This window comes from Pseudomonas sp. KH_040 (assembly GCF_057839305.1).
This window is the reverse complement of record NZ_CM174487.1, coordinates 4,881,287-4,906,536: the sequence shown is the minus strand read 5'-3', so window position 1 is coordinate 4,906,536 and position 25,250 is coordinate 4,881,287. Positions and strand designations below refer to the sequence as shown.

27 protein-coding genes are annotated in these 25,250 nt (G+C 59.3%); 23 read left to right on the top strand and 4 right to left on the bottom strand.

All coding sequences use genetic code 11. The features are described from left to right. Window positions 1–3 precede the first annotated feature (3 nt). The 23 genes from fabG to AC3IUF_RS21690 all read left to right on the top strand — a co-directional run bounded on the left by fabG (window position 4) and on the right by AC3IUF_RS21690 (window position 22,209). Window positions 4–747, top strand: a complete 744-nt coding sequence (gene fabG, locus AC3IUF_RS21800; protein WP_007908254.1) for a 3-oxoacyl-ACP reductase FabG — start codon at window positions 4–6, stop codon at window positions 745–747. Between the two features lie 196 nt (window positions 748–943). Continuing rightward, window positions 944–1,180, top strand: a complete 237-nt coding sequence (gene acpP, locus AC3IUF_RS21795; protein WP_003175607.1) for an acyl carrier protein — start codon at window positions 944–946, stop codon at window positions 1,178–1,180. A 108-nt stretch (window positions 1,181–1,288) separates the two neighbouring features. After that, a complete protein-coding gene (fabF, locus tag AC3IUF_RS21790; protein WP_007908259.1) occupies window positions 1,289–2,533 on the top strand; it encodes a beta-ketoacyl-ACP synthase II in 1,245 nt (414 codons plus the stop codon). Continuing rightward, window positions 2,533–3,348 carry an aminodeoxychorismate lyase gene (gene pabC, locus AC3IUF_RS21785; RefSeq protein WP_007908266.1) on the top strand — a complete coding sequence of 272 codons (816 nt, stop codon included), beginning with the start codon at window positions 2,533–2,535 and terminating at the stop codon, window positions 3,346–3,348. The genes fabF and pabC overlap by 1 nt, the downstream gene beginning before the upstream one ends. A 3-nt stretch (window positions 3,349–3,351) precedes the next feature. Next, complete coding sequence (gene mltG, locus AC3IUF_RS21780; protein WP_414916867.1) at window positions 3,352–4,527, top strand: endolytic transglycosylase MltG; 1,176 nt, start codon at window positions 3,352–3,354, stop codon at window positions 4,525–4,527. Window positions 4,528–4,546: 19 nt separating this feature from the next. Next, entirely contained in the window at window positions 4,547–5,179 is a 633-nt protein-coding gene (tmk, locus tag AC3IUF_RS21775; protein WP_007908268.1) for a dTMP kinase, read from the top strand. Further along, the gene (locus tag AC3IUF_RS21770; protein ID WP_463543511.1) at window positions 5,172–6,155 is read left to right on the top strand and encodes a DNA polymerase III subunit delta'; all 984 of its coding nucleotides are present in this window, start codon (window positions 5,172–5,174) and stop codon (window positions 6,153–6,155) included. The genes tmk and AC3IUF_RS21770 overlap by 8 nt, the downstream gene beginning before the upstream one ends. A gap of 42 nt (window positions 6,156–6,197) precedes the next feature. After that, a complete protein-coding gene (locus tag AC3IUF_RS21765; RefSeq protein WP_007908272.1) occupies window positions 6,198–6,554 on the top strand; it encodes a PilZ domain-containing protein in 357 nt (118 codons plus the stop codon). Between the two features lie 14 nt (window positions 6,555–6,568). Beyond that, window positions 6,569–7,360 (top strand): TatD family hydrolase, encoded by a 792-nt coding sequence (locus AC3IUF_RS21760; RefSeq protein ID WP_007908274.1) that lies wholly within the window; start codon window positions 6,569–6,571, stop codon window positions 7,358–7,360. A gap of 454 nt (window positions 7,361–7,814) precedes the next feature. Next, a complete protein-coding gene (locus tag AC3IUF_RS21755) occupies window positions 7,815–8,453 on the top strand; it encodes a TetR/AcrR family transcriptional regulator (RefSeq protein ID WP_007908276.1) in 639 nt (212 codons plus the stop codon). A 137-nt stretch (window positions 8,454–8,590) separates the two neighbouring features. Next, the gene (locus AC3IUF_RS21750; RefSeq protein ID WP_095112886.1) at window positions 8,591–9,559 is read left to right on the top strand and encodes a GTP 3',8-cyclase MoaA; all 969 of its coding nucleotides are present in this window, start codon (window positions 8,591–8,593) and stop codon (window positions 9,557–9,559) included. Window positions 9,560–9,730: 171 nt separating this feature from the next. Further along, window positions 9,731–10,336, top strand: coding sequence for a DUF4823 domain-containing protein (locus AC3IUF_RS21745; RefSeq protein WP_007908280.1), 606 nt, complete (start codon window positions 9,731–9,733; stop codon window positions 10,334–10,336). A 15-nt stretch (window positions 10,337–10,351) separates the two neighbouring features. Continuing rightward, complete coding sequence (locus AC3IUF_RS21740; RefSeq protein WP_095112887.1) at window positions 10,352–10,912, top strand: DUF1285 domain-containing protein; 561 nt, start codon at window positions 10,352–10,354, stop codon at window positions 10,910–10,912. A gap of 137 nt (window positions 10,913–11,049) precedes the next feature. Continuing rightward, window positions 11,050–11,766 carry a FadR/GntR family transcriptional regulator gene (locus AC3IUF_RS21735; protein ID WP_489279282.1) on the top strand — a complete coding sequence of 239 codons (717 nt, stop codon included), beginning with the start codon at window positions 11,050–11,052 and terminating at the stop codon, window positions 11,764–11,766. Window positions 11,767–11,898: 132 nt separating this feature from the next. Further along, complete coding sequence (locus tag AC3IUF_RS21730) at window positions 11,899–12,774, top strand: SMP-30/gluconolactonase/LRE family protein (protein WP_007908286.1); 876 nt, start codon at window positions 11,899–11,901, stop codon at window positions 12,772–12,774. A gap of 271 nt (window positions 12,775–13,045) precedes the next feature. Then, window positions 13,046–13,864, top strand: coding sequence for an SDR family oxidoreductase (locus AC3IUF_RS21725; protein WP_007908288.1), 819 nt, complete (start codon window positions 13,046–13,048; stop codon window positions 13,862–13,864). 136 nt (window positions 13,865–14,000) lie between these two features. Beyond that, window positions 14,001–15,005: a substrate-binding domain-containing protein gene (locus AC3IUF_RS21720; protein WP_007908290.1), complete on the top strand. Its 1,005-nt coding sequence runs from the start codon at window positions 14,001–14,003 to the stop codon at window positions 15,003–15,005. A gap of 53 nt (window positions 15,006–15,058) precedes the next feature. Then, window positions 15,059–16,603: an L-arabinose ABC transporter ATP-binding protein AraG gene (araG, locus tag AC3IUF_RS21715; RefSeq protein WP_007908292.1), complete on the top strand. Its 1,545-nt coding sequence runs from the start codon at window positions 15,059–15,061 to the stop codon at window positions 16,601–16,603. Window positions 16,604–16,615: 12 nt separating this feature from the next. After that, window positions 16,616–17,584 (top strand): L-arabinose ABC transporter permease AraH, encoded by a 969-nt coding sequence (gene araH, locus AC3IUF_RS21710; protein ID WP_042704903.1) that lies wholly within the window; start codon window positions 16,616–16,618, stop codon window positions 17,582–17,584. Window positions 17,585–17,882: 298 nt separating this feature from the next. Further along, complete coding sequence (locus AC3IUF_RS21705; protein WP_007908297.1) at window positions 17,883–18,596, top strand: GntR family transcriptional regulator; 714 nt, start codon at window positions 17,883–17,885, stop codon at window positions 18,594–18,596. Next, window positions 18,593–19,591 (top strand): ADP-ribosylglycohydrolase family protein, encoded by a 999-nt coding sequence (locus tag AC3IUF_RS21700; RefSeq protein WP_489279279.1) that lies wholly within the window; start codon window positions 18,593–18,595, stop codon window positions 19,589–19,591. The genes AC3IUF_RS21705 and AC3IUF_RS21700 overlap by 4 nt, the downstream gene beginning before the upstream one ends. 229 nt (window positions 19,592–19,820) lie before the next feature. Next, entirely contained in the window at window positions 19,821–21,287 is a 1,467-nt protein-coding gene (locus AC3IUF_RS21695) for a purine-cytosine permease family protein (RefSeq protein ID WP_489279277.1), read from the top strand. Further along, window positions 21,280–22,209 carry a PfkB family carbohydrate kinase gene (locus AC3IUF_RS21690; RefSeq protein WP_489279276.1) on the top strand — a complete coding sequence of 310 codons (930 nt, stop codon included), beginning with the start codon at window positions 21,280–21,282 and terminating at the stop codon, window positions 22,207–22,209. The genes AC3IUF_RS21695 and AC3IUF_RS21690 overlap by 8 nt, the downstream gene beginning before the upstream one ends. Window positions 22,210–22,375: 166 nt before the next feature. Here the strand turns inward: AC3IUF_RS21690 and AC3IUF_RS21685 are convergent, their stop codons facing one another. The 4 genes from AC3IUF_RS21685 to AC3IUF_RS21670 form a co-directional block, all read right to left on the bottom strand. Further along, entirely contained in the window at window positions 22,376–22,633 is a 258-nt protein-coding gene (locus AC3IUF_RS21685; RefSeq protein WP_016986009.1) for a hypothetical protein, read from the bottom strand. A gap of 44 nt (window positions 22,634–22,677) precedes the next feature. Then, a complete protein-coding gene (locus tag AC3IUF_RS21680; RefSeq protein WP_489279274.1) occupies window positions 22,678–23,022 on the bottom strand; it encodes a hypothetical protein in 345 nt (114 codons plus the stop codon). Between the two features lie 25 nt (window positions 23,023–23,047). Then, on the bottom strand, window positions 23,048–24,301 hold the full coding sequence (locus AC3IUF_RS21675) for an MFS transporter (protein ID WP_489279273.1): 1,254 nt from the start codon (window positions 24,299–24,301) through the stop codon (window positions 23,048–23,050). A gap of 109 nt (window positions 24,302–24,410) precedes the next feature. Further along, the gene (locus AC3IUF_RS21670) at window positions 24,411–25,064 is read right to left on the bottom strand and encodes an HD domain-containing protein (RefSeq protein ID WP_463543506.1); all 654 of its coding nucleotides are present in this window, start codon (window positions 25,062–25,064) and stop codon (window positions 24,411–24,413) included. Window positions 25,065–25,250: the final 186 nt, after the last annotated feature.

Here is a 25,250-nt window from a genome sequence, read left to right as displayed (position 1 = left end):
TGCATGAGTCTGCAAGGTAAAGTTGCACTGGTTACCGGTGCAAGCCGCGGCATTGGTCAGGCTATCGCGCTGGAACTGGGTCGTCAGGGCGCCATTGTCATTGGCACCGCGACCTCCGCTTCGGGCGCTGAGCGTATTGCTGCCACCCTGAAGGAAAACGGTATCCAGGGCACGGGCCTTGAGCTGAACGTCACCAGCGATGAATCGGTCAGCGCGGTGCTGGCAAGCATTCAGGAGCAGTTTGGTGCGCCAGTGGCGATCCTGGTCAATAATGCTGGCATCACCCGCGATAACCTGATGATGCGCATGAAAGACGACGAGTGGTACGACGTGATCGATACCAACCTGAACAGTCTGTTCCGCCTGTCCAAGGGCGTTCTGCGCGGAATGACCAAGGCGCGTTGGGGCCGAATTATCAGTATTGGCTCGGTAGTGGGTGCCATGGGCAACGCAGGCCAAGTAAACTATGCAGCCGCCAAGGCCGGTCTGGAAGGTTTCAGCCGTGCGATGGCGCGTGAAGTCGGTTCGCGTTCGATTACAGTCAACTCGGTAACCCCTGGGTTTATCGACACCGATATGACGCGCGAGCTGCCTGAAGCACAGCGTGAAGCCTTGCAGACGCAGATTCCGCTGGGTCGTCTGGGACAAGCTCAAGAGATCGCGTCTGTGGTCGCTTTTCTTGCATCCGACGGTGCGGCATACGTCACTGGGGCTACAATCCCGGTGAACGGTGGGATGTACATGTAAGTAAAATGTGACGGATTGCTTCAAAAAAATGTCATACGAGCTGTCTAAAATCCGTTATAAAGCTGCAATCTATTTATAGGCAGAGGGCCGCAGGGTTTGAGGAGTGAAGCTTTCAGTTGAAAAGCTGAAAAGTCTTTCTATACACTTACCCACTGGCCAGCTGCCTGAATTTGTCCATTAGGAGTGAAAACAAGGTATGAGCACCATCGAAGAGCGCGTCAAGAAAATCGTTGCCGAGCAACTGGGTGTTAAAGAAGAAGAAGTGGTCAACACTGCTTCCTTCGTTGAAGACCTGGGTGCCGACTCCCTTGACACCGTTGAGCTGGTGATGGCTCTGGAAGAGGAATTCGAGACCGAAATCCCTGACGAAGAAGCTGAAAAGATCACTACTGTACAAGCTGCAATCGACTACGTTACTAGCCACCAGGCGTAATAGTTTGTAATCGTTGTTTGCTGTCATGGAAAAACCGCACTGCCATCATGGCGTGCGGTTTTTTCTTTAGGCCTGATGCAAAATCGTCATTTGAAAAAGGAGAGTGCTGTGTCGCGTAGACGCGTCGTAGTCACCGGTATGGGTATGTTGTCGCCACTGGGCACGGATGTGCCGAGCAGTTGGCAGGGCATTCTGGCTGGCCGCAGTGGCATTGGTCTGATCGAACACACCGACCTTTCTGCCTATTCCACCCGCTTTGGCGGCTCGGTAAAGGGCTTCAATGTCGAGGAATACCTGTCGGTCAAGGAAGCGCGCAAGCTCGACCTGTTCATTCAGTACGGCCTCGCCGCAGGCTTTCAAGCCGTGCGCAACGCCGGTCTGGAAGTCACCGACGCCAACCGTGAACGCATTGGCGTGGCCATGGGTTCGGGTATCGGCGGTCTGACCAACATCGAAGAAACCAGCCGTACTCTGCATGAGACGGGTCCGCGTCGAATCTCGCCATTCTTCGTGCCAGGCTCGATCATCAATATGATTTCCGGTTTCCTGTCCATCCACCTGGGCGCACAGGGACCTAACTACGCCATCGCCACGGCGTGTACCACCGGTACGCACTGCATCGGCATGGCGGCGCGCAACATCATGTACGACGAAGCCGACGTGATGATCGCCGGCGGTGCCGAAATGGCTGCATGCGGTCTGGGCATGGGCGGCTTCGGCGCGTCCCGTGCACTGTCGACCCGCAACGACGAGCCAACCCGTGCCAGCCGTCCATGGGACAAGGGCCGTGATGGCTTCGTCCTTTCCGACGGTGCCGGTGCACTGGTTCTCGAAGAACTGGAGCACGCCAAGGCGCGTGGCGCGACCATCTACGCCGAGCTGATCGGCTTCGGCACCAGTGGCGATGCGTTCCACATGACTTCGCCACCCGCCGACGGTGCCGGTGCGGCACGCTGCATCACCAATGCGTTGCGCGATGCGAAGATCAACGTCGATCAAGTGCAGTACATCAACGCCCACGGCACTTCGACCCCGGCCGGCGACCTCGCCGAAGCCAACGCGATCAAGTCGGTGTTCGGTGACCACGCCTATAAGCTGGCAGTCAGCTCGACCAAATCGATGACCGGTCACCTGTTGGGTGCGGCGGGCGCAGTCGAGGCGATCTTCAGCGTGCTGGCGATCAACAGCCAGGTCGCACCGCCGACCATCAACCTCGATGAGCCGGATGAAGGCTGCGATCTCGATTTTGTGCCGCACACCGCGCGCAACATGGACATCGATGTCGTGCTGTCCAACTCCTTCGGTTTTGGCGGCACCAATGGCACCTTGGCATTCCGCCGGTTCGCAGGCTGATGGACAGTTGGGTCGACGGTCAACCGGCTGACGCTCTGTCGCTGAAAGATCGCGGCCTGGCTTACGGTGATGGTCTGTTCGAGACTATCGCTGTGCGTAGCGGCCAGCCGATCCTGCTGGATCGGCACCTGACGCGTCTGGCCGATGGCTGTTCGCGTCTGGCCATTGCGGCCGATATCGAGCTGATTCGCCATGAGCTGCTGAGTTATGCAGCAGCGATGGGCGAGGGCGTGCTCAAGCTCATCCTCAGCCGTGGCGACGGTTTGCGCGGTTATGCGCCCGACCCGGCGGCGCCGGGCCGACGCATTCTGCAAGGCAATCCTGCGGCGACTTATCCTGCTGTGCATGCTGAACAAGGCGTTCGCCTGTTTCCCTGCAACACGCGACTGTCCAAACAGCCGCTTCTCGCCGGACTCAAACATCTCAATCGATTGGAGCAGGTTCTCGCCCGTGCCGAATGGCAGGACAGCGAGCACGCCGAAGGCTTGATGCTGGATCAGGTCGGTCGAGTGATCGAGGGCGTGTTCAGCAATCTGTTTCTGGTAAGCGACGGTGTGCTGATAACGCCGGACCTCAAGCGTTGCGGTGTCGCCGGGGTGATGCGCGCCGAAATATTGTTTCAGGCCGAGTCATTGGCCATCCCCACGCAAATCGCCGATATCAGCCTCGAACAGCTGCAATGGGCTGATGAAGTGTTTGTCTGCAACAGTGTTTATGGTGTCTGGCCGGTACGCGCCTGTGCTGCACTGAGCTGGCCGGTTGGCCCGCTCACCCGTAAACTGCAAACCATTGCCCGCGCCCTACTGGATGCCTGATTTGTGAGACGTAAACTTTTGCTGCTGCTGGAAACCGGACTGGTTCTGGCAGGGCTGTTGCTGGGCGCTAGCGCCTGGAAGATTCACTCCGCACTGGAGCAGCCGCTGAACATCACGCAGGAAGAGCTGCTGGATGTGCCGAAAGGCTCGACACCGACCCGTACTTTCCTTTCACTTGAAACCGATGGCGTCATCAAGGACGCCTTCTGGCTGCGCGTCTATTGGCGCTTCAACCTCGCCGGTACACCGATCCACAGCGGTGAATACCGCATGCAGCCGGGGATGACCGTCAACGGTCTGATCGACTTGTGGAAGCGTGGTGAAGTGGTGCAGTACAGCCTGACGCTGGTCGAGGGCTGGAATTTCCATCAGGTGCGCGCGGCGTTGGCCAAGGATGACAAGGTCGAGCAGACCCTGAACGGTTTGAGCGACAGCGACGTCATGGCGAAGATTGGTCATAAAGGGTTGTTCCCGGAAGGCCGTTTCTTCCCTGATACCTACCGCTTTGTGCGCGGCATGTCCGATGCTGAGTTGTTGAAGAAAGCCTTTGATCGCCTTGATGAAGTGCTGGCGAAAGAATGGGAAAGTCGTTCTGCCGATGTGCCGTACACCGAACCTTATCAAGCGCTGATCATGGCGTCGCTGGTCGAGAAGGAAACCGGCGTGCCGCAGGAGCGTGGGCAGATTGCCGGTGTCTTTGTGCGTCGCTTGGCCTTGGGCATGCAACTGCAGACCGATCCGACCGTCATCTATGGTCTGGGCGATCGCTATACCGGTAAGTTGACCCGCGCGCATCTGAAAGAGCCGACGGCGTATAACACTTACGTGATCCCCGGCTTGCCGCCGACGCCGATCGCGATGGTTGGCCGCGAAGCGATTCACGCCGCATTGAACCCGGTAGACGGTACCAGCCTGTACTTTGTTGCGCGTGGTGACGGTAGTCATGTGTTCTCTGACGATCTCGATGCACATAACAATGCGGTGCGTGAGTACCAGCTCAAGCGCCGTGCCGATTACCGCTCCAGCCCTGCGCCGGCGCAAACGCCTGAAGCGGCTCCCGCTGCCGAGGATGCGATTCCTGCGGCATCTCCGGATGTAACACCGGAGTCGGTGCCACAGGTGGCACCACAGGAGCCAGCGCCGACTCCAGAAGCCGCCGCCCCACAAAACACGCAATGACTTTGATTAAGGACTGCCTGTGACTGGCTTGTTTATTACCCTGGAAGGCCCGGAAGGCGCCGGCAAAAGCACCAACCGCGAATACCTCGCCGAGCGCCTGCGCGCCGCCGGTATCGAAGTGGTGCTGACCCGTGAGCCCGGTGGCACGCCGCTGGCCGAGCGAATTCGCGAGGTGCTGCTGGCGCCGGCCGACGAAGTCATGAATCCGGATGCCGAACTGTTGCTGGTATTCGCCGCACGTGCCCAGCATCTGGCCGAAGTGATTCGCCCGGCCATGGCCCGAGGCGCGGTGGTCCTGTGCGATCGCTTTACCGATTCCACTTACGCCTATCAGGGCGGCGGTCGCGGCTTGTCACTGGAGCGCATCGCCGCGCTGGAAACCTTTGTGCAAGGTGATCTGCGCCCGGACCTGACGCTGATTTTTGATCTGCCGGTGGAAATCGGTCTGGCCCGCGCCAGTGCCCGCGGTCGTCTGGATCGTTTTGAATTGGAAGGTCGGGCTTTTTTCGAGGCCGTGCGTAGCGCTTTCCTCAAACGTGCCGAAGCCGATCCTGCGCGCTATGTGCGCATCGATGCCGGTCAGCCATTGGCCAAGGTTCAACAATCGCTGGATACCCTGATTCCGAATCTGCTGGAGCTGGCCCGTGGCTGAGGCCTACCCGTGGCAGGACAGCCTCTGGCAGCAACTGGCCGGGCGTAAGCAGCACGCACACGCCTATCTGCTGCATGGCCCGGCCGGCATCGGCAAGCGCGCGTTGGCCGAACGCTTGATGGCCAGCCTGTTGTGCCAGCGGCCGACGCCGGAAGCTTGCGGCGAGTGCAAATCCTGCCTGCTGCTCAAGGCCGGTAGTCACCCGGATAATTACATCCTCGAACCGGAAGAAGCCGACAAGGCGATCAAGGTTGATCAGGTGCGTGATCTGGTCAGCTTCGTGGTGCAGACCGCACAGCTTGGCGGGCGCAAAGTGGTGCTGATCGAGCCAGTCGAGGCGATGAACATCAACGCTGCCAACGCCTTGCTCAAGAGCCTTGAAGAACCGTCCGGCGATACCGTGTTGCTGTTGGTCAGCCATCAGACCAGCCGTTTGCTGCCGACGATCAAGAGCCGCTGCGTGCAACAGGCCTGTCCGCTGCCCGGCGAAGCGATGAGCCTGCAATGGCTGGCTCAGGCGTTGCCGGATTGCTCCGAAGACGAACGTGTCGAATTGCTGACGCTGGCGGCCGGCTCGCCGTTGATGGCGGTCAGTCTGCAGTCTCAGGGCGTGCGCGAGCAGCGTGCACAAGTAGTCGAAGGCGTGAAAAAACTGCTCAAGCAGCAGCAGTCGCCGACGCAACTGGCCGAAGAATGGAAAAGCATTCCGATGCTGCGTCTGTTCGACTGGTTCTGCGATTGGTCGAGTCTGATCCTGCGTTATCAGCTGACTCAGGATGAAGCCGGCCTCGGCCTGACCGACATGCGCAAGGTCGTACAGTACCTGGCGCAGAAAAGTGCGCAAGGTAAAGTCCTCGATATTCAGGACTGGATCCTCGCCCAGCGCCAGAAAGTCCTGAGCAAGGCCAACCTCAATCCGGCCTTGCTGCTGGAAGCGTTGTTGGTGCAATGGGCGGGATTGCCTGGTCAAAGATAAGAATGTGTACCTAGACTCTGAACATCAGCAGTGGAGGTCAACATGAATGAACCCGTCAGCCCGGGGCCGCGCAACGGCATTTTGTCCCTGACCATCAAGGACAAGTCAGTGCTCTACGCCGCCTACATGCCGTTCATCAAGAACGGTGGCTTGTTCATCCCGACCAACAAGAGTTACAGGCTGGGCGATGAGGTGTTCATGCTGCTCAACCTGATGGACGAGGCCGAGAAGATCCCGGTGGCTGGCAAGGTCGCGTGGATCACCCCGAAAGGGGCGCAAGGCAATCGCGCTGCCGGCGTCGGCGTACAGTTCAACGATGGCGACAATACCGCGCGCAGTCGCATCGAAACCCATCTGGCCGGAGCGCTTAAATCCGACCGTCCCACTCATACGATGTAAGTAGCCGTTTTTTTATGCTTGTAGATTCCCATTGTCACCTTGATCGCCTTGACCTCGCCGCCCATGACGGCTCGCTGGATGCCGCACTGGATGCGGCCCGTGGGCGCGGAGTAGGGCACTTCCTGTGTATCGGCGTGAGTGCGGACAACGCCGCTGACGTCAAAGCCCTGGCTGAGCGTTATGACGACGTTGATTGTTCGGTTGGCGTGCATCCGCTCGATGTGCAACCCGGCGCAGCCCCAGCGCTGGACTGGCTGCTGCACGAACTCAACCACCCGAAAGTGGTGGCGATCGGTGAAACCGGTCTGGATTATCACTACGAGCCGGAAGCGGCCGAGCTGCAGCAAGAGTCATTCCGTCTGCACCTGCAAGCGGCGCAGCACACCGGCAAACCGGTGATCATCCACACCCGTGGCGCCCGTGCCGACACCCTTGAGTTGCTGCGCGAAGCGGCGTTGCCGCAGGCCGGTGTGCTGCATTGCTTCACCGAAGACTGGGACATGGCCAAGGCTGCACTGGACATGGGTTATTACATTTCCTTGTCGGGCATTGTCACATTCCGCAATGCCGATGCGTTGCGTGATGTCGCGAGCAAGGTCCCGGCGGATCGTCTGCTGGTGGAGACCGACTCGCCGTATCTGGCGCCGATACCTTATCGCGGCAAGCCCAATCTGCCGCAGTACGTGCGCGAAGTGGCGGAGTTTCTGGCGATGCTGCGCGGTGAGAACTACGAGCGTTTTGCCGAGCAGACCACCGAGAACTTCAAGCGTCTGTTCCCGCTGGCCTCCGTTAAATCTGCCGTGTAGGAGCTGCCGAAGGCTGCGATCTTTTGATCTTGATTTTGACAGGCAAAGGCAAAAGATCGCAGCCTGCGGCAGCTCCTACAGTTGTGATGTGCAGGTAGCTGCGCCAAGCGTTAAATCGCAGGCAAAAAAAACCCGGGTTCTGGGGGGTGAATCCGGGTTAAGACCATTAGGAGTAAAACAAAGGCACGCGGTCCCTTGGTACCTTTATCGGCGCGACACTTGGGGGAGATGTCGCCCGACAGTTCAAGTATTGATCAGTCTGGCGTGCAGTCCAGTTAGCCGGTCGGGGTTTTTAAACAAATTTGGAATACGTTCGCTTCAGTTGAGTTCTCATTGCGCCCAAAACGTTCTCAAAATGAACAAGAAACACAGATATGGTCGGATGATCCGTGCATTTTTGCGCAAGTTAGGCATAATACGCGGCTTCGAATTTTGACCCTTCAGACCTTTTCTTATGCACAAAGAACCTCGTAAGGTCCGTGAGTTTCGTCGCCGCGAGCAAGAAATTCTCGATACCGCGCTCAAGCTGTTCCTCGACCAAGGTGAAGACAGTGTCACCGTCGAGATGATTGCTGATGCCGTGGGTATCGGCAAAGGCACGATCTACAAGCACTTCAAATCCAAGGCCGAGATCTATCTGCGCCTGATGCTCGATTACGAGCGCGATTTGAACGAGCTGCTGCATTCGGCCGATGTCGACAAGGACAAGGAAGCACTGTCCCGCGCCTACTTCGAATTCCGCATGCGCGACCCGCAGCGCTATCGCCTGTTCGACCGTCTCGAAGAGAAGGTCGTAAAAGGCAATCAGGTGCCGGAAATGGTCGAGGAGCTGCACAAGATTCGTGCCTCGAACTTCGAACGCCTGACCCTGCTGATCAAAGGGCGCATCAGCGAAGGCAAGCTCGAAGACGTGCCGCCGTACTTCCACTACTGCGCGTCCTGGGCGCTGGTGCACGGCGCTGTCGCGCTGTATCACTCGCCGTTCTGGAGCAATGTGCTGGAAGATCAGGAAGGTTTCTTCCAGTTCTTGATGGACATCGGCGTGCGCATGGGCAACAAGCGCAAGCGTGATCCGGAAACCCCAAGCAGCTGAGCCATTCAGCTGCCTTATTGCGCCATGATTTAGCTACATGACGCAGTACCGCAGGAATATACTCAGGCATAGGGCTTGCTAAAACTTGATTTGTGAGTCAAGTTTTAGCGGCTCGAAATTCTTTCGCCGGAGTGATCATGATCGTTGACCGTCAAGGCAGGCGTTTTCGCAATTTGCGGATCAGTCTGACTTCAGCCTGCAATTACGCGTGTACCTACTGCGTGCCTAACGGCAAGCGGTTGGTGGCTGCGCAGGATGAGCTGTCGGCTGAGGCCATGGCGCGTGGCGTGGCGTATCTGATCGAAGCCGCCGGCATCGAACGGCTGCGCATCACTGGCGGCGAGCCGCTGGTCAGCCCCAAGCTCGAATCGTTCATGACCGCTGTCGGCAAGATGGGCCTGGAAGACATCAGCCTGACCACCAACGGTCAACTCCTCGCGAAGAAACTCCCGTTGCTGGTAGATGCCGGTCTGCGTCGGATCAACGTGTCCCTCGATACCCTCGACGCCGGTGCTTTCCGCAGCATCGCCCGTGGCGGCGATCTGGCCACCGTGCTGGATGGCATGGATCAGGCGAAAGCGGCGGGGATGAAGATCAAGGTCAACATGGTGCCGTTGCGCGGGCAGAACCTCGATCAGGTCATGCCGCTGCTCGATTACTGCCTGGAACGCGGATACGAACTGCGCTTCATCGAATTGATGCGCATGGGCCACCTAGCCAAGGACAACAATGCGTTCCTGCAACAGTTTGTCAGTCTGCAGCAGCTGTTGGAGCTGATTGGCGAACGTTATGAGTACGCACAAACCGATGCGCCCGTAGACGCCACCGCCGTGCGTTACGCAATTCCCGGTTTTGGCAACTTTGGGGTGATCGCCAACGAAAGCGTGCCGTTCTGCCGGACGTGCTCGCGGTTGCGCTTGTCGTCGACCGGTTGGCTGCATGGCTGCCTGTCGTCGAGCAACCGCCACTATGTTGGTGATCTGCTCGACAAGCCGCGTCATCAGGCACTGCCGGCGCTTCAGCGTTTGCTGGTCAAAGCGTTGGGCGATAAACAGGAAGTGGCGTTCTCGGGCGGTGCTACCGTCATGAAGATTATCGGCGGCTGAACTTCCCTCATCGCTAGCAGGCTAGCTCCCACAGGTTGAACGCATTCCAAATGTGGGAGTGAGCTTGCTCGCGAAGGCGATCCATCATTTGTCAAAAATCCCGAGCTGGCGCAAAAGCTGCATCCAACGGCCATTCGCCGGTTTTCCGTCACCGGCCTCTGGAGGAATAGGATGCGTAGCCTGGTTTTGCTGCTGGCCGTTTTGGCGCTTGGCGGCTGTATGACTGTCAGCGATATGGCCGAAGGCACTCGCTACCAAATGAGCGACGCAGGCTTGCTGGACCACAGCGATAGCCGCCGCGTGAACAACTTCCGCATTCAGCCGGACTCGTTTATCTACATCGCTCAAGGCGCGTTCGCACCGCCGGGTGGTTCTTACCCGCGGCCGAACGTTGTGGCAGAAGAAGCCTTCAAAGGCTTCGTCGAATACTTCCCGATGGTCCGCCGTGCCCGTGCGCCGGAGGGCCTCGATCAGGCGATGGGCGAAGCTCGCGATGCTGGCGCGCACTATCTGCTGTACACCCGCTTCGCCAAGGCTGACGACCGCATCGGCAACTCCGATGAATGGCTCGATGAAGAAGCGGTTGATCGCCTTGGCATCGACGGCGGCGTGATTCAGATCATGTTGATCGAGACCAGCACCCAGTATTTGATTGATACTGCACGGATCAAGAGTCGTGGCGGTTTACTGACGTTCCACGACAGCAAGCCCGAAGACCTGATCGGCCCGCCGCTGGCACAGTACGCGCGCAGCCTGTTGGGAGTCGGCGACCAATAATTCAAGGAGAACGCCATGAGTGGCCCGCAAAAAGCCAATGACCTGTTGGGACAGATCCCGAAAACCAAAGGCTTGCCGCCGGTGCACTTGTGGAACCCGGACTTCTGCGGCGACATCGACATGCGCATCGCCCGCGACGGCACCTGGTATTACCTGGGCACGCCGATCGGGCGTAAGCCGATGGTCAAATTGTTCTCCACGATCATGCGCCGCGACGGCGATGATTATTTCCTGATCACGCCAGTCGAGAAGGTCGGGATCAAGGTTGATGATGCGCCGTTCGTGGCGATTGCGGTCGAGGTTGAAGGCGAGGGCGAGGCGCAGCTGTTGCGCTTCACCACTAACGTCGAGGAAACCGCCGAGGCCGGGCCGGAGCATCCGATCCGCGTCGAGATTGATCCGACAACGCAAGAACCCGCGCCTTACGTGCATGTGCGTACCAACCTTGAAGCGCTGATCCACCGAAATGTGTTCTATCAACTGGTGGAACTGGCGGTCAGCCGCGAAATCGACGGGCAGCGTTGGCTCGGTGTGTGGAGTGGCGGCGAGTTCTTCCGCATCGGCCTCGAACCTTAAAAGATCGCAGCCTTCGGCAGCTCCTACATGGCGTACATCTGTAGGAGCTGCCGAAGGCTGCGATCTTTTTTTGTCGTTGACACCTAATCATATGATGATTAGCTTAATCACCCATCGCGATCCGCTTTGAGGTGTTCATGTCCATCAGCTTTCACGCGTCGACGGTCGACTGGCTCGGCAGCTGGATCGCCGCTGGCCAAGTCAAACCCGGGCAGACCATCAAAGTCGAGGCCGATCTGGGCGAACAGCTCGGTGTCAGCCGCACCGTGATCCGCGAAGCAATCAAAACCCTCGTCGCCAAAGGCATGCTCGAAGTCGGGCCGAAAGTCGGCACGCGCGTATTGCCGGTGCGGCGCTGGAACCTGTTTGATCCGCAAGTCGTCGGTTGGCTGTCGCGCAACGGGCTGCCGGAAAACTTTGTCGATGACTTGCTCGACCTGCGCCGCACTATCGAACCGATGGCCGTGCGCTGGGCTTGCGAGCGGGCGACGCTGGACCAGATCGAAGCGGTGCAACTGGCCTATAACGCCCTCGAGCGCGCGGTCGACAGCGGCACCGATTACAACCGCGCCGACCAGTTCTTCCACGAATGCATTCTCGCCGCCAGCCACAATCAATTCATCGAACAAATGGTCCCGGCCCTCGGCGCATTGCTGGCGGTGTCGTTCGAAGTCTCCGCCGCTGACCCGGATGAACTGCGCCGTACGCTACCCATCCACAAGGACATGGCCGATGCCATCGCCGCCCGCGATTCTGCGCGCGGCGTGTGGGCGTGCATGACCCTGATCGACAACGCGGACTTGGCGATCAAACGCTTCTACCCGAAAGTCATGGCCGACAAAAAAGCCAGCTGAATACACAGATCCACTGTAGGAGTGAGCCTGCTCGCGATAGCGTCGTATCAGGCAAAGTAGCTTCGACTGGTCCACCGCGATCGCGAGCAGGCTCACTCCTACAGTTAAAACAAGAACAATGGAGACCGTTATATGCCGTGGACCGCCCTGACCCAACACCGCGCTCAACTCGGTGAAGGCCCGTTCTGGGACGCGCCGACCCAGGCGTTGTACTGGGTCGATATCGCCGGCAAACAGGCGCTGCGCTTGATCGGTCAGAACGTACAGATCTGGCAGATGCCTGAACACGTTTCCGCGTTCATCCCCTGCGCCAGCGGTGACGCACTGGTGACCCTGAGTAGCGGCGTCTATCGCCTCGATCTCGACTCCCCAGGCCTCGAACCGCGACTGACGCTGTTCTGCGTCGCCGACCCGCAACCCGGCAATCGCCCCAACGAAGCGCGCTGCGATGGCCAGGGTCGTTTGTGGCTCGGCACTATGCAAAACAACATCGGCGAGAACGGCGAAGATCTGCCGATCACCCGTCGTTCCGGTGGCCTGTTCCGCATTGATCCGGATAAACGTGTCACGCCATTGCTGCGCGGCCTGGGCATTCCCAACACGCTGCTGTGGAGCGACGACGGCACCACAGTCCTGTTCGGTGACAGTCTCGATGACACGCTGTATCGCTATTTTATTCACGCCGACGGCAACCTTGATGCTGCGCAAGTCTGGTACGGCCCCGACCAGCAGGGTGGCCCGGACGGTTCAGCAATGGACGCCGAAGGCTACATCTGGAATGCCCGTTGGGACGGCAGTTGCCTGCTGCGGCTGACACCTGATGGCAAGGTCGAGCGCAAAATCGATCTGCCTGTCAGCCGCCCGACCAGTTGTGTATTCGGCGGTGAAGACCTGAAAACCCTGTTCATCACCAGCGCCCAGAGCCCGCACAACCATCCATTGGATGGCGCAGTGCTGTCGATGCGCGTGGATGTTGCAGGAAAACTCTGTACGCGGTTTGCGGATTAAATCCCAAAATATGGGATGCAAAATTATATATTGAGATTATTCGGCGGTCGGGTTTATAGTCGGCTCCAGCAGTAACACGCACTCACACTTAAAAAGAACAAAACAGGTGAAGTGATGCAGCGAATGTCTATCGCACTCCCGCGTGGAGTCCGCGTCTCGCAACGGCTCGATGCCGTCGGCCGCGCCTGCCTGTTTCGTTCAAACCGCCTTCCAGACCGGACATCGGCAGATGCCCGGTTTTTTTGTGCCTGCGAAACAGGAGTCCTGATCCATGGCTGAACCTCTTTCCCTGCCGCCGGTGCCCGCACCGCCGAAGGGCGAGCGTCTGAAAAACAAGGTCGTGCTGCTGACCGGCGCCGCGCAAGGTATCGGCGAAGCCATCGTCGCGGCCTTCGCTTCGCAGCAAGCGAAACTGGTTATCAGTGATATCCAGGCCGAGAAAGTCGAGCAGGTTGCCGGCCATTGGCGTGAGCAGGGTTACGATGTGCAAGCGCTGAAGGCGGATGTCTCGCATCAGCCTGATCTGCACGCCATGGCCAAACGCGCCGTTGCGCTACACGGGCGCATCGATGTGCTGGTCAACTGCGCCGGGGTCAATGTGTTCCGCGATCCGCTGCAAATGACCGAAGAAGACTGGCATCGTTGTTTCGCCATCGATCTGGACGGTGCCTGGTTCGGTTGTAAAGCGGTACTGCCGCAGATGATCGAACAGGGCATTGGCAGCATCATCAATATCGCGTCGACCCATTCCAGCCACATCATTCCCGGCTGCTTCCCGTACCCGGTGGCCAAACACGGTTTGCTCGGCCTGACCCGCGCACTTGGCATCGAGTACGCCGCGAAAGGCATTCGCGTCAACGCCATCGCCCCGGGCTATATCGAAACGCAACTGAACGTCGATTACTGGAACGGTTTCGCCAACCCGCACGCCGAGCGTCAGCGCGCCTTCGATCTGCACCCGCCGAAACGCATCGGTCAGCCGCTCGAAGTGGCGATGACGGCGGTGTTTCTGGCCAGCGATGAAGCACCGTTCATCAATGCATCATGCATCACCATCGATGGTGGTCGCTCGGTGATGTACCACGACTGAGCACAGTGGCTTTCACGCGGATAAATCCGTTTGCAATCCAATCATCATACGATATGACTATTGTCAGAAGATTTTGCAGGAACACGCTTTAACGTTTTTCAAACATTGCTCAAAAAAAATAACAAGGAGTCAGCTTATGAAACGTCGTTTCGGGATTCGTACCCTGTGCAGTACCGCTCTGGCGGTCACCGCGTTCAGCCTGAGCAGTGCGCTGCTCGCTGCCGATACTGTGAAAATCGGTTTTCTGGTGAAACAGGCTGAAGAACCGTGGTTCCAGACCGAGTGGGCCTTCGCCGAGAAAGCCGCCAAGGACAAGGGCTTCGAACTGATCAAGATCGCCGTGCCGGATGGCGAGAAAACCCTCTCGGCGATCGACAGTCTGGCGGCCAACGGCGCCAAAGGCTTCGTGATCTGCCCGCCGGATGTCTCGCTCGGCCCGGCGATCATGGCCAAAGCCAAACTCAATGACCTGAAAGTGATTGCCGTCGACGACCGCTTTGTCGACGCCAACGGCAAGTTCATGGAAGACGTGCCGTACCTGGGCATGGCCGCGTTCGAAGTCGGCCAGAAGCAGGGCAATGCCATGGTCGCCGAAGCGAAGAAGCGTAACTGGGACTGGAAAGACACCTACGCGGTGGTCAACACCTACAACGAACTCGACACCGGCAAGAAACGCACCGACGGCTCGGTGAAATCCCTTGAAGACGCCGGCATGCCGAAAGATCACATTCTGTTCGCCGCACTGAAAACCCTCGATGTACCGGGCAGCATGGACGCCACCAACTCGGCTTTGGTGAAACTGCCGAGCGGCGCAAAAAACCTGATCATCGGCGGCATGAACGACAACACCGTGCTCGGCGGTGTGCGCGCCACTGAAGCGGCCGGTTTCGCCGCCGCCAACGTGATCGGCATCGGCATCAACGGCACCGACGCCATCGGCGAGCTGAAAAAGCCTAACAGCGGTTTCTTTGGCTCGATGCTGCCAAGCCCGCACATCGAAGGCTACAAAACCGCAGAGATGATGTTCGAGTGGGTCACCACCGGCAAAGAACCGCCGAAGTACACCGCCATGGACGACGTCACCCTGATCACCCGCGAGAACTTCAAGCAAGAGCTGGAAAAAATCGGCTTGTGGAACTGATGCAGCGACGGCCCGGGCAGCCGGGCCGTTTTTCGGTGTGAAGAGGTGGCTTTATGCACGCGCAAGTACAAACACAACAACACAGCTCCGGCGGCAGCCTGCGCTTCAACGGGATCGGCAAAACCTTTCCTGGCGTGAAAGCGCTGGACGCAATCAGCTTTGTCGCCCATCCCGGCCAGGTTCATGCCTTGATGGGCGAGAACGGCGCCGGCAAATCGACCCTGCTGAAAATCCTCGGCGGCGCTTACATCCCGAGCAGTGGCGAGTTGCAGATCGGCGAGCAGACCATGGCGTTCAAGTCGACGGCTGACAGTATCGGCAGCGGCGTCGCGGTGATTCACCAGGAGCTGCATCTGGTGCCGGAAATGACCGTCGCCGAAAACCTGTTTCTCGGCCATCTGCCGGCCAGTTTCGGTTTGATCAATCGCGGTGCCCTGCGCCAGCAAGCGTTGAATTGCCTGAAAGGTCTGGCGGATGAAATCGATCCGCAAACCAAGGTCGGACGCTTGTCTCTCGGCCAGCGACAACTGGTGGAAATCGCCAAAGCGCTGTCGCGCGGCGCCCATGTGATCGCTTTCGACGAACCGACCAGCAGCCTCTCGGCCCGTGAGATCGACCGCTTGATGGCGATCATCGGGCGCCTGCGTGACGAAGGCAAAGTCGTGCTTTACGTTTCGCATCGCATGGAAGAAGTGTTCCGCATCTGCGACGCGGTGACGGTGTTCAAGGACGGTCGCTACGTGCGCACCTTCGACGACATGAGCCAGTTGACCCACGATCAACTGGTGACCTGCATGGTCGGGCGCGACATTCAGGACATCTACGATTACCGCCATCGTCCACGCGGCGCCGTCGCGCTGAAGGTCGCCGGCCTGCTCGGCCCGGGCCTGCGCGAGCCGATCAGTTTCGAGGCGCACAAAGGCGAAATCCTTGGCTTGTTCGGACTGGTCGGGGCAGGGCGCACCGAGCTGTTTCGCCTGCTCAGTGGCCTTGAGCGCATGACGGCCGGACGCCTCGAACTGCGCGGTCACGAACTGAAGTTGCGCTCACCGCGCGATGCGATTGCCGCCGGGGTTCTGCTGTGCCCGGAAGATCGCAAGAAGGAGGGCATCATCCCGCTCGCCAGCGTTGCCGAGAACATCAACATCAGTGCCCGCGGCGCCAACTCTGGCCTCGGTTGCCTGATTCGCGGTTTGTGGGAAAAGGGCAACGCCGACAAACAGATCAAGGCGCTGAAGGTGAAAACCCCGCATGCCGGTCAGCAGATCAAATTTCTGTCCGGCGGCAATCAGCAGAAGGCCATTCTCGGTCGCTGGCTGTCGATGCCGATGAAGGTCCTGTTGCTCGACGAACCGACGCGCGGCATCGATATCGGTGCGAAAGCGGAGATCTACCAGATCATCCATAACCTCGCTGCCGAGGGCATTTCAGTGATCGTGGTGTCCAGCGACCTGATGGAAGTGATGGGCATTTCCGACCGCATTCTGGTGCTCTGTGAAGGCGCTCTGCGCGGCGAAATCAGCCGTGACCAGGCCAATGAATCCAACCTGCTGCAAATGGCTTTGCCGCGCCACCGCGCTGACGGCGTGGCGAACTGAGAGGTGACTATGATGACAACCCAAAACGAAACCCTGCCCAAAGAGCGCAAACCTTTGGACATGCGCCGCTTCCTCGATGACTGGGTCATGCTGCTGGCGGCGATCGGCATTTTCATTGCCTGCACGCTGCTGATCGACAACTTCCTTTCGCCGCTGAACATGCGTGGCCTGGGCCTGGCGATTTCCACCACCGGGATCGCCGCGTGCACGATGTTGTACTGCCTGGCGTCGGGGCACTTCGACTTGTCGGTGGGCTCGGTGATTGCCTGCGCCGGCGTGGTCGCGGCGGTGGTGATGCGCGACACCAACAGCGTGTTTCTCGGTGTCAGCGCGGCGTTGGTAATGGGCCTGATTGTCGGGCTGATCAATGGGATCGTGATCGCCAAGTTGCGGGTCAACGCCTTGATCACGACGTTGGCGACCATGCAGATTGTTCGCGGTCTGGCGTACATTTTTGCCAACGGCAAAGCGGTGGGCGTGTCGCAGGAATCATTCTTCGTCTTCGGTAACGGCCAGCTGTTTGGCGTGCCGGTGCCGATTCTGATCACCATCGTCTGCTTTCTGTTTTTTGGCTGGCTGCTGAATTACACCACCTACGGACGCAACACCATGGCCATCGGTGGCAACCAGGAAGCGGCGTTGCTCGCGGGTGTGAATGTTGATCGGACCAAGATCATTATCTTCGCCGTGCATGGGGTGATTGGTGCGTTGGCCGGGGTGATTCTGGCGTCGCGGATGACCTCGGGGCAGCCGATGATTGGTCAGGGTTTTGAACTGACGGTGATCTCGGCTTGCGTGTTGGGCGGGGTGTCGTTGAGCGGCGGGATCGGCATGATCCGGCATGTGATTGCCGGGGTGTTGATTTTGGCGATCATCGAGAATGCGATGAACCTGAAGAACATTGATACCTTCTACCAATACGTTATCCGTGGTTCGATCCTTTTGCTGGCGGTGGTGATCGACCGCCTCAAACAACGCTAAAAATCAAGAGCCCCTCACCCCAGCCCTCTCCCAGAGGGAGAGGGGGCCGACCGAGGTGTCTTGCGTAATCCGTCGACCTGAAAGTTCTCGTCGACTATGGATTCGGCAAAGCACTTTCGGTTGGATTGTGGATTCGGTGAAGCACTTTCAGGTCGATGTATCTCCCAAATATCCCCCATTCAGTCCCCTCTCCCCCCGGGAGAGGGCTAGGGTGAGGGGCTTTTGATTCTCCCGCCTTTCGTCACTATCCCCAAATTTTCCTTGCCCGCCCGCACCCGTTTCGGGTATCAATTTGTACATGATTAGACAGGTACGATTTGACAAGAAACAACGGGTGGTCGACGAACTCGTCCGGCGCATCGAGAGCGGCCTCATGGAGGACGGCTTTCTGTTGCCCGGCGAGCATCAGTTGGCTCAAGAATTCCAAGTCAGCCGAGGCACGCTGCGCGAAGCGCTGGCCGAACTGAAACGGCGTAACTACATCGCCACGCAAAGCGGCGTCGGTTCCATCGTCACTTTCGACGGTGTCGCCCTCGACCAGCGCAGCGGCTGGGCACAGGCCTTGGCCGATAGCGGGGCGATGATCAACACCGAAGTGCTGCGCCTGGAAGCCGTGACCCGGCCAGACCTGCTATCGCGGTTTGGCACTGACCAATTCATCACCCTCGACCGTCGCCGCCGCTCCAACGAAGGTACGCTGGTGTCCCTCGAACGCTCTTTGATGCCAGCGACTGGCGGCCTGGAAAGCCTGCCGCGCGTCGGCCTGATCGACAACTCCCTGACCATCACCCTGGCCGCGTACGGCTACATCGGCGAGCGCGGCGATCAATGGATCGGCGCCGAGCCGCTGAATGCCGAAGATGCTGAACTGCTCGGGCGCCCGGTCGGCACCGTTTTCCTCAAAGCGCTGCGCACTACCTACGACCGCCAGAACCGTTTCATGGAGCTGGTCGAAAGCCTGCTCGACCCGGTGCATTTCCGTTTGCACCTGCAATTTGGAGAATCGAAATGACCGCGCTCAACCGTGCCCTCGGCGCTTTCTATGGCCTGGCCCTCGGTGATGCGCTGGGCATGCCGACGCAATCGCTGAACCGCGAAACCATCAAGACCCGTTTCGGCCAGATCACCGATCTGCAGGACGCCGGTCCGTTGCAACCGATCGCCGCGAACATGCCCAAAGGTTCGATCACCGACGACACCGAACAGGCGATTCTGGTCGGCGAGTTGCTGATCGAAGGCAAGGGCCGCATCGAGCCGGCGATCCTCGCGCAACGCTTGATCGAGTGGGAAGCCGAGATGCAGGCCAAGGGCTCGCAGGATTTGCTCGGGCCGTCGACCAAGCGCGCCATTGAAATGATTCTCGCCGGCCATTCGCCGGAAGAAGCCGGACGTTACGGCACCACCAACGGCGCGGCGATGCGCATCACGCCGGTTGGGATCGCGGCAGATGTTGCCGATCCTGAGCGCTTTATTGCGGCAGTGGTACAAGCTTGCCAAGTCACTCACAACACCACGCTGGGGATTTCCAGTGCGGCGGCGGTAGCGGCGGTAGTGTCTGCTGGCATCAATGGCGTGGACTTGGGCGAGGCGCTGAACCTTGGTCAGCACATCGCTCAGCAAGCCGAGGCGCACGGGCACTGGGTCGCCGGTGGGCGTATTGCCTCGCGGATCAGTTGGGCGCGCACCATCAGTGTTGATAGCGACAAGGCTTTACTGGCCGATCTGCTCTACGACGTGATCGGCACTTCGGTGGCGTCGCAGGAGTCGGTGGTGGTCTCGTTCGCACTGGCGCAGCAAGTGGCCGTCGGTGAGATGAGTGCGTTCGATGCGCTGTGCATGGCGGCGAGTCTGGGCGGCGACACTGACACCATCGCGGCGATTCTCGGGGCGATGCTGGGGGCCTGCCTGGGTCTTGAGTGTTGGCCTGGCGCGATGATCGAGACGGTGAAGGCCGTTAATCATCTGGAGCTTGAGCCGTTGGTGCAGGGGCTGTTGGCTTTGCGCTGATTGAACTGACGCCATCGCTGGCAAGCCAGCTCCCACAGGTTTTTGCTGTGAACACACTTTTGTGTACACCCCCGATCCCTGTGGGAGCTGGCTTGCCAGCGATAGGCGCAGCGCAATTTTCGAATTTTCAACCCGCAATGGATCGCGCAGACAGGCCGAGGAAGGCCGCGATGTCTTGTCGTTTTGCATCATTGCCACAACCACAAAAAAGGCAAACAGGAGCACCTTCATGAGTTCATCATCCGCCGGGCAAAGCGCCGGGCAACTGGAAACCCGCGGCATCGAGCCGGTGCCGGAAGCCGAGTGCAACGGCCATCCGCTGCAACTGTTCTGGGTCTGGTTCGCTGCCAACATCTCCATCCTCGGTCTGCCGCTGGGTGCCACGTTGGTCGCGTTTCGCGGGTTGGCGATCTGGCAGGCAATCATCGTCGCAATCATCGGTGCCGCCGGTTCGTTTGCCGTGGTCGGGATCATCTCGATTGCCGGCCGTCGTGGCCGCGCACCGAGCCTGACGTTGTCGCGAGCGATCTTCGGCGTGCGCGGCAATATCGGCCCGACACTGGTCTCGCTGATGTCGCGTCTGGGCTGGGAAACGGTCAACACCACCACGGCGGCATTCGTGCTGCTGTCGTTGTGCTCGATCCTGTTCGGCTCGCCGGTCGAAGCGAAAAGCGCGCCGATACTGACGCTGATCTTCATCGCCATTTTCGTTCTGCTGACCCTGTCGGTGTCCGGCCTCGGCCATGCGACCTTGCTGGTGATTCAGAAGTGGGCGACCTACGTCTTCGGTGCGCTGAACATTCTGGTCGGTGGCTTCCTCTGCGCAACCATCGACTGGAGCGCGGTGTTCAACGCCACGCCCGCGCCGATGAGCGCAATGATCATCGGTATCGGCACCATGGCTGCCGGCACCGGGATTGGTTGGGCCAATGCTGGCGCCGACATGTCGCGCTATCAGCATCGCAGCGTCAAGGCTGTGCGTCTGGTTGCGTCCGCTGCATTCGGTGCGGGGATTCCGCTGGTGTTGCTGATCACCCTCGGCGGTTTGCTGTCGGTGGGCAATAACGATCTTGCTTCGGCGACTGACCCGATCGTGGCAATCCGCGACATGCTGCCAACCTGGATGGCGGTGCCGTACCTGATCACCGCATTCGGTGGCCTGTTGCTGTCGAACAACCTGTCGGTGTACTCCGCCGGCTTGACCACGTTGACCCTCGGCCTGAAGGTCAAACGCGTCTACGCGGTGGTGGTCGACATCGTGGCGATCTTCGCTGGTTCGATTTACTTCATGCTGATCGCCGACAGCTTCTACGGTCCGTTCATTACCTTCATTTCCCTGCTGGCGGTGCCGATCACCGCGTGGGTCGGGATCTTTGTCGTCGACTTGATTCACCGTCACTACTACAGCCCGAAAGACCTGCTCGACGTCAGCCCGAGCAGCGCTTATTGGTATCGCGGCGGCATCGAGTGGCGTGCATTCGGCGCCTGGGCGATTGCCATCGTCCTCGGCTTCAGCTTCACCACCATCGGCACCACTGCCGAGAACGTCTGGTTCAAAGGCTTTCTGTCTGATTCGTGGCTGGGCCACAACGGCCTCGGCTGGATTGTGACCTTCGTCGTCGCTGGTGGGATTTACTGTGTACTGGGCGGGGCGAAAGATCGCCGCGCCGCGCCAACCGAGAATGCTCATGCCTAAGATGTTGCACACCGGCCAGGTCATCATCGACCTGGTCATGGCCGTGGATAAACTGCCGCAGATTGGCGGTGACGTGCTCGCGCAGTCGGCCGGTTTCGAAGCCGGTGGCGGTTTCAATGTAATGGCAGCGGCGGTACGTAATGGCTTGCCGGTGGTTTATCTTGGCCGGCATGGCACCGGACGTTTCGGCGATCTGGCGCGTCAGGCGATGAATGCCGAGGGGATTCACATCGGCATCACCGAACCCGCAATGAAAGACACCGGTTTGTGTGTGGCGCTGACCGATGCGTCGGCCGAGCGCAGCTTTATTTCATATATCGGCGCTGAAGGTGAAGTGACTGAAGAGGATCTGAACAGCGTCGCGGCCGAGGCGGGCGATTACGTTTATCTGAGCGGCTACAGCCTGTTCCACGAGGGTAAGGCGCAGGCGTTGCTCGATTGGACATTGGCGTTGCCGGCGACAATCAACGTGGTGTTCGATCCGGGCCCGTTGGTTGAATCACCGGACTCGCCGCTGATGAAAGCGTTGCTGCCGCGCATCGATGTGTGGACCAGCAACAGTGTTGAAGCGCTGCGGTTTACCGGCGCTGAGGATATTGGCGTGGCGCTGGATCGTCTCGCTGAGCATCTGCCCAACGAGGTGTTGATGGTGGTGCGCGACGGGCCGCAGGGTTGCTGGATTCAACAGGCCAACGAGCGTCGGCATGTGCCGGGGTTTGTCGTGAAAGCCGTGGACAGCAATGGCGCCGGTGATGCCCATGCCGGGGTGTTCGTCGCCGGATTGGCGCAGGGCTTGTCTGCCCATGAAGCAGCGCGGCGGGCGAATGCTGCAGCGGCGCTGGCGGTGACGCGCTGGGGGCCGGCGACTTCACCGGGTGCGACTGAAGTGGATGCGTTTTTCCGCGACTCCGGCGGCGCCTGATCTACCGCCATCGCTGGCAAGCCAGCTCCCACAAGTTTTTTTGGTGAACACACATTTGTGTACACCCCGGTTCCTGTGGGAGCTGGCTTGCCAGCGATTAGGCCATCAGCCTCAAGTCAAAACTTGAATTGGCCGCTCGCCGCATCGGCAACGAGCGACCGCAGGACTACTGCAGATCCAGCTTGCGCGCCGCCTCAACGCCGGCGGCACTGAGCTTGATCGGCAGGTTCAACGAATGTTCGCCGGCCTCGTTGCAGGTCACATGACCATGGTGAATCAATCCGCGATCCTGCAGGGCGGCGAGGGCGCTGGCCACGACTTTCTCGCCCCGGTAATTGTCCAGCACCTCCTTGCCCAGACCACTCGGATGGGCATGCAGCAGGCGGGTGAGGACTTCTTTTTCCAGGTTTTTATCGACGTTCATGGGTACCTCTTCATGGATGTGAATAGGACGCTCGCGTCGGCGAACTACTGACCGGATCCTTCGGAGCCCGAACCACCGGTGGTGGTTTTCGAGCCAACGCCGGGCCCGGCGTTGTCAGGTGTGGCGGGGGAGTCGGGTGTATTCATGCCGCCCTGGCGTCCCGGGTCACTGCCTTGTGTGCGCGGATCCGTTCCGGTGGCCGGTGGCTGATTGATCAGGGGCACGCCAGAACCATCGGTATTCATGCCGGGGGCACTGTTGATGGCTGGGGCACGAGGTGAGGGAACCGGATCGGTAGGACCGGTGCCTGCTGCTGTGGTTGAAGCGGCGAATACCGCAGGACAGAGTAGGGCGCTGAATACGAAAGCAGTCAACCTTGACGGGATCATAGGGCATCTCCAGTGATTGGAATCCTTACCTGTCGTTGGTCTGCCTGCTGATCGAATTGGTGCCTGATGAACGACGAACGGTCTGGATTGCCTGCGCCGATTTCAGACTGATCCGTCGCCAGAGCAAGCGGCCAAGGGTGATCAGCCAGTTGGCCAACGCGACGAGCAATACCGTCAAAAGCAGCGTGCTCATGCCGTGCTCGACGATGATTTTCCCGGCCAATAACGGGAAGCCGAATACGCCGATGAAGTACGAAAGACTGAACAGCAACAACGCCTGCGATGTGGTGCCGGCCGGTGCTTCGTTGGCGGCGAGGCCGTTGATCACCGAATAGGTCAGGCCATAACCGACGCCGAGCATCAGCGCCGCCAACAGATAGCTGAATCCGCTGTGCACACCGAACGCGAACAGCACAATCGAACCCAGCATCAGTCCCGACAGCAGGCACGATGCGCGTAATGGATCACGCTTGACGACATATCCCGAGATCAGCATCCGACTGCTGATCGCGGCACTCATGAAACCGAGAAAGAACAACGAATAATCCAGCGAAAGGGCGGCGGCATAACTTGTCTGAAAACTCGACAGGCCACCGAATACGCAACCGCCGAGACCGACCATGATGATCGGAAACAGGGCGCGTGAACCGAGCACTTGAGTGGTCGTCTGCCAGGTGATTCTTGCCGCGGTTGTGGCTTGGGTACTTTTCAGTTTTGCGCCAAGCTGCCAGAGCAGCAGCACCCCGATCAGGCTTGCCAGCGCCGCCAGATAAAATGCCGAGGTCACCGGCAACCCCAATGCACTCGCCGCACGACCCAGTAATGGCCCGCTGCCGATGCCGGTCATCATGCTGCCGGACAGCAAGGCGAAATATTTGGCCCGCTGCGCCGGCGTCACCAGGCTGGCAACGATAATCGGTCCCAAGGTGTAAAAAACGCCCCAGCCCAATCCCAACAACAAACCGAAAAACAGCAGCAAATGACCGAACCCCGGTGTCAGCGCAAAACCTAGGCTCGCCGCCACCAGCAACAGCCCGAACACTGCAATCGAACGCGCCGCCCCGAGCCAGTCCGACAAATGCCCGGACACCAGCACCGCGACAAACGTACTGACCATCGCCGCCGAAATCACACGCCCCGCATCGTGCTCATTGCCGCCGCGTGAACCGATCAGCAGCGACAGCAAAAATGTCGAACCGTAGGACAACGACAACAGATAACTGGCGAGGCAGAAAAGGCCGAACAGCTTGCTCGATACCTTGGGGATTGCTTGCGACATGACGCGGTTCCTTGACCGGAAAAATTCAGCGTCATCTGTTTAGCACGGCGGGCCGGCGGATTAGGTCTGAGGTTGGCGAAGTCAGGATCGCTGCGCGCCGGAGTAACGCTCAGGCAATGCCGATCTCTTCCTTGAATTGTTCCATGAAACCTTTCAGGCGTTGATGACGGACCTGCGCCAGACGCTGGCCAGCGTCTGTCTGGAAACCGTCGGCGAGGTGCAGCAGCTTGGTCTGGAAATGATCGAGGCAAAAACGCGTGTCATCGTAACTGCGTTGTTTCGCTTCGGGATCCTGCGGGTCGTACAGCGCCGAACCCATGCGTCCGGCGATGTAAAAGGTTCGGGCGACACCGAGCATGCCCAGTGAGTCGAGGCGGTCGGCGTCCTGGACGATTTTCGCTTCGAGGGTGCGCGGAGTGATGTTGGCGGAGAAACTGTGGGCTTCGATGGCGTGGGCGACGGCCGTGATTTTTTCGCTGGGCCAGGTCATTTCGGCGAGCACCGATGAAGCCTTTTCTGCCGCCAGACGCGAGGCTTGCGCGCGCAGTGGCGAGTTTTTCTCGACAGCCACGCAATCGTGCAGGAGCACCGCAGCGAGTAGCACCTCCAGATCACCGCCTTCTTCTTCATGCAGCGTACGCACGTTGTGCCAGACGCGCTGCAAGTGGGCGAGGTCGTGGGCGCCGTCGTCGGACGGCTCCAATGCGTACGGCAGTAACTCTGCTGCCAGTGCCGCCACGGGCGTAAAACTATCTAAGTTCATAAGCATCCTTTCAGATTGTCTCAGTTCCTGTGGGAGCGAGCCTGCTCGCGAAGAGGCAGTATCAGTCACCGCAATGTCACTGACAGTCCGCTTTCGCGAGCAGGCTCGCTCCCACAGGGAACTGCAGTGTTTGCAACATTGCGCAGGGTAGTGTGTGTTTTGCCATGTGACGAGCGCCGCTCACCA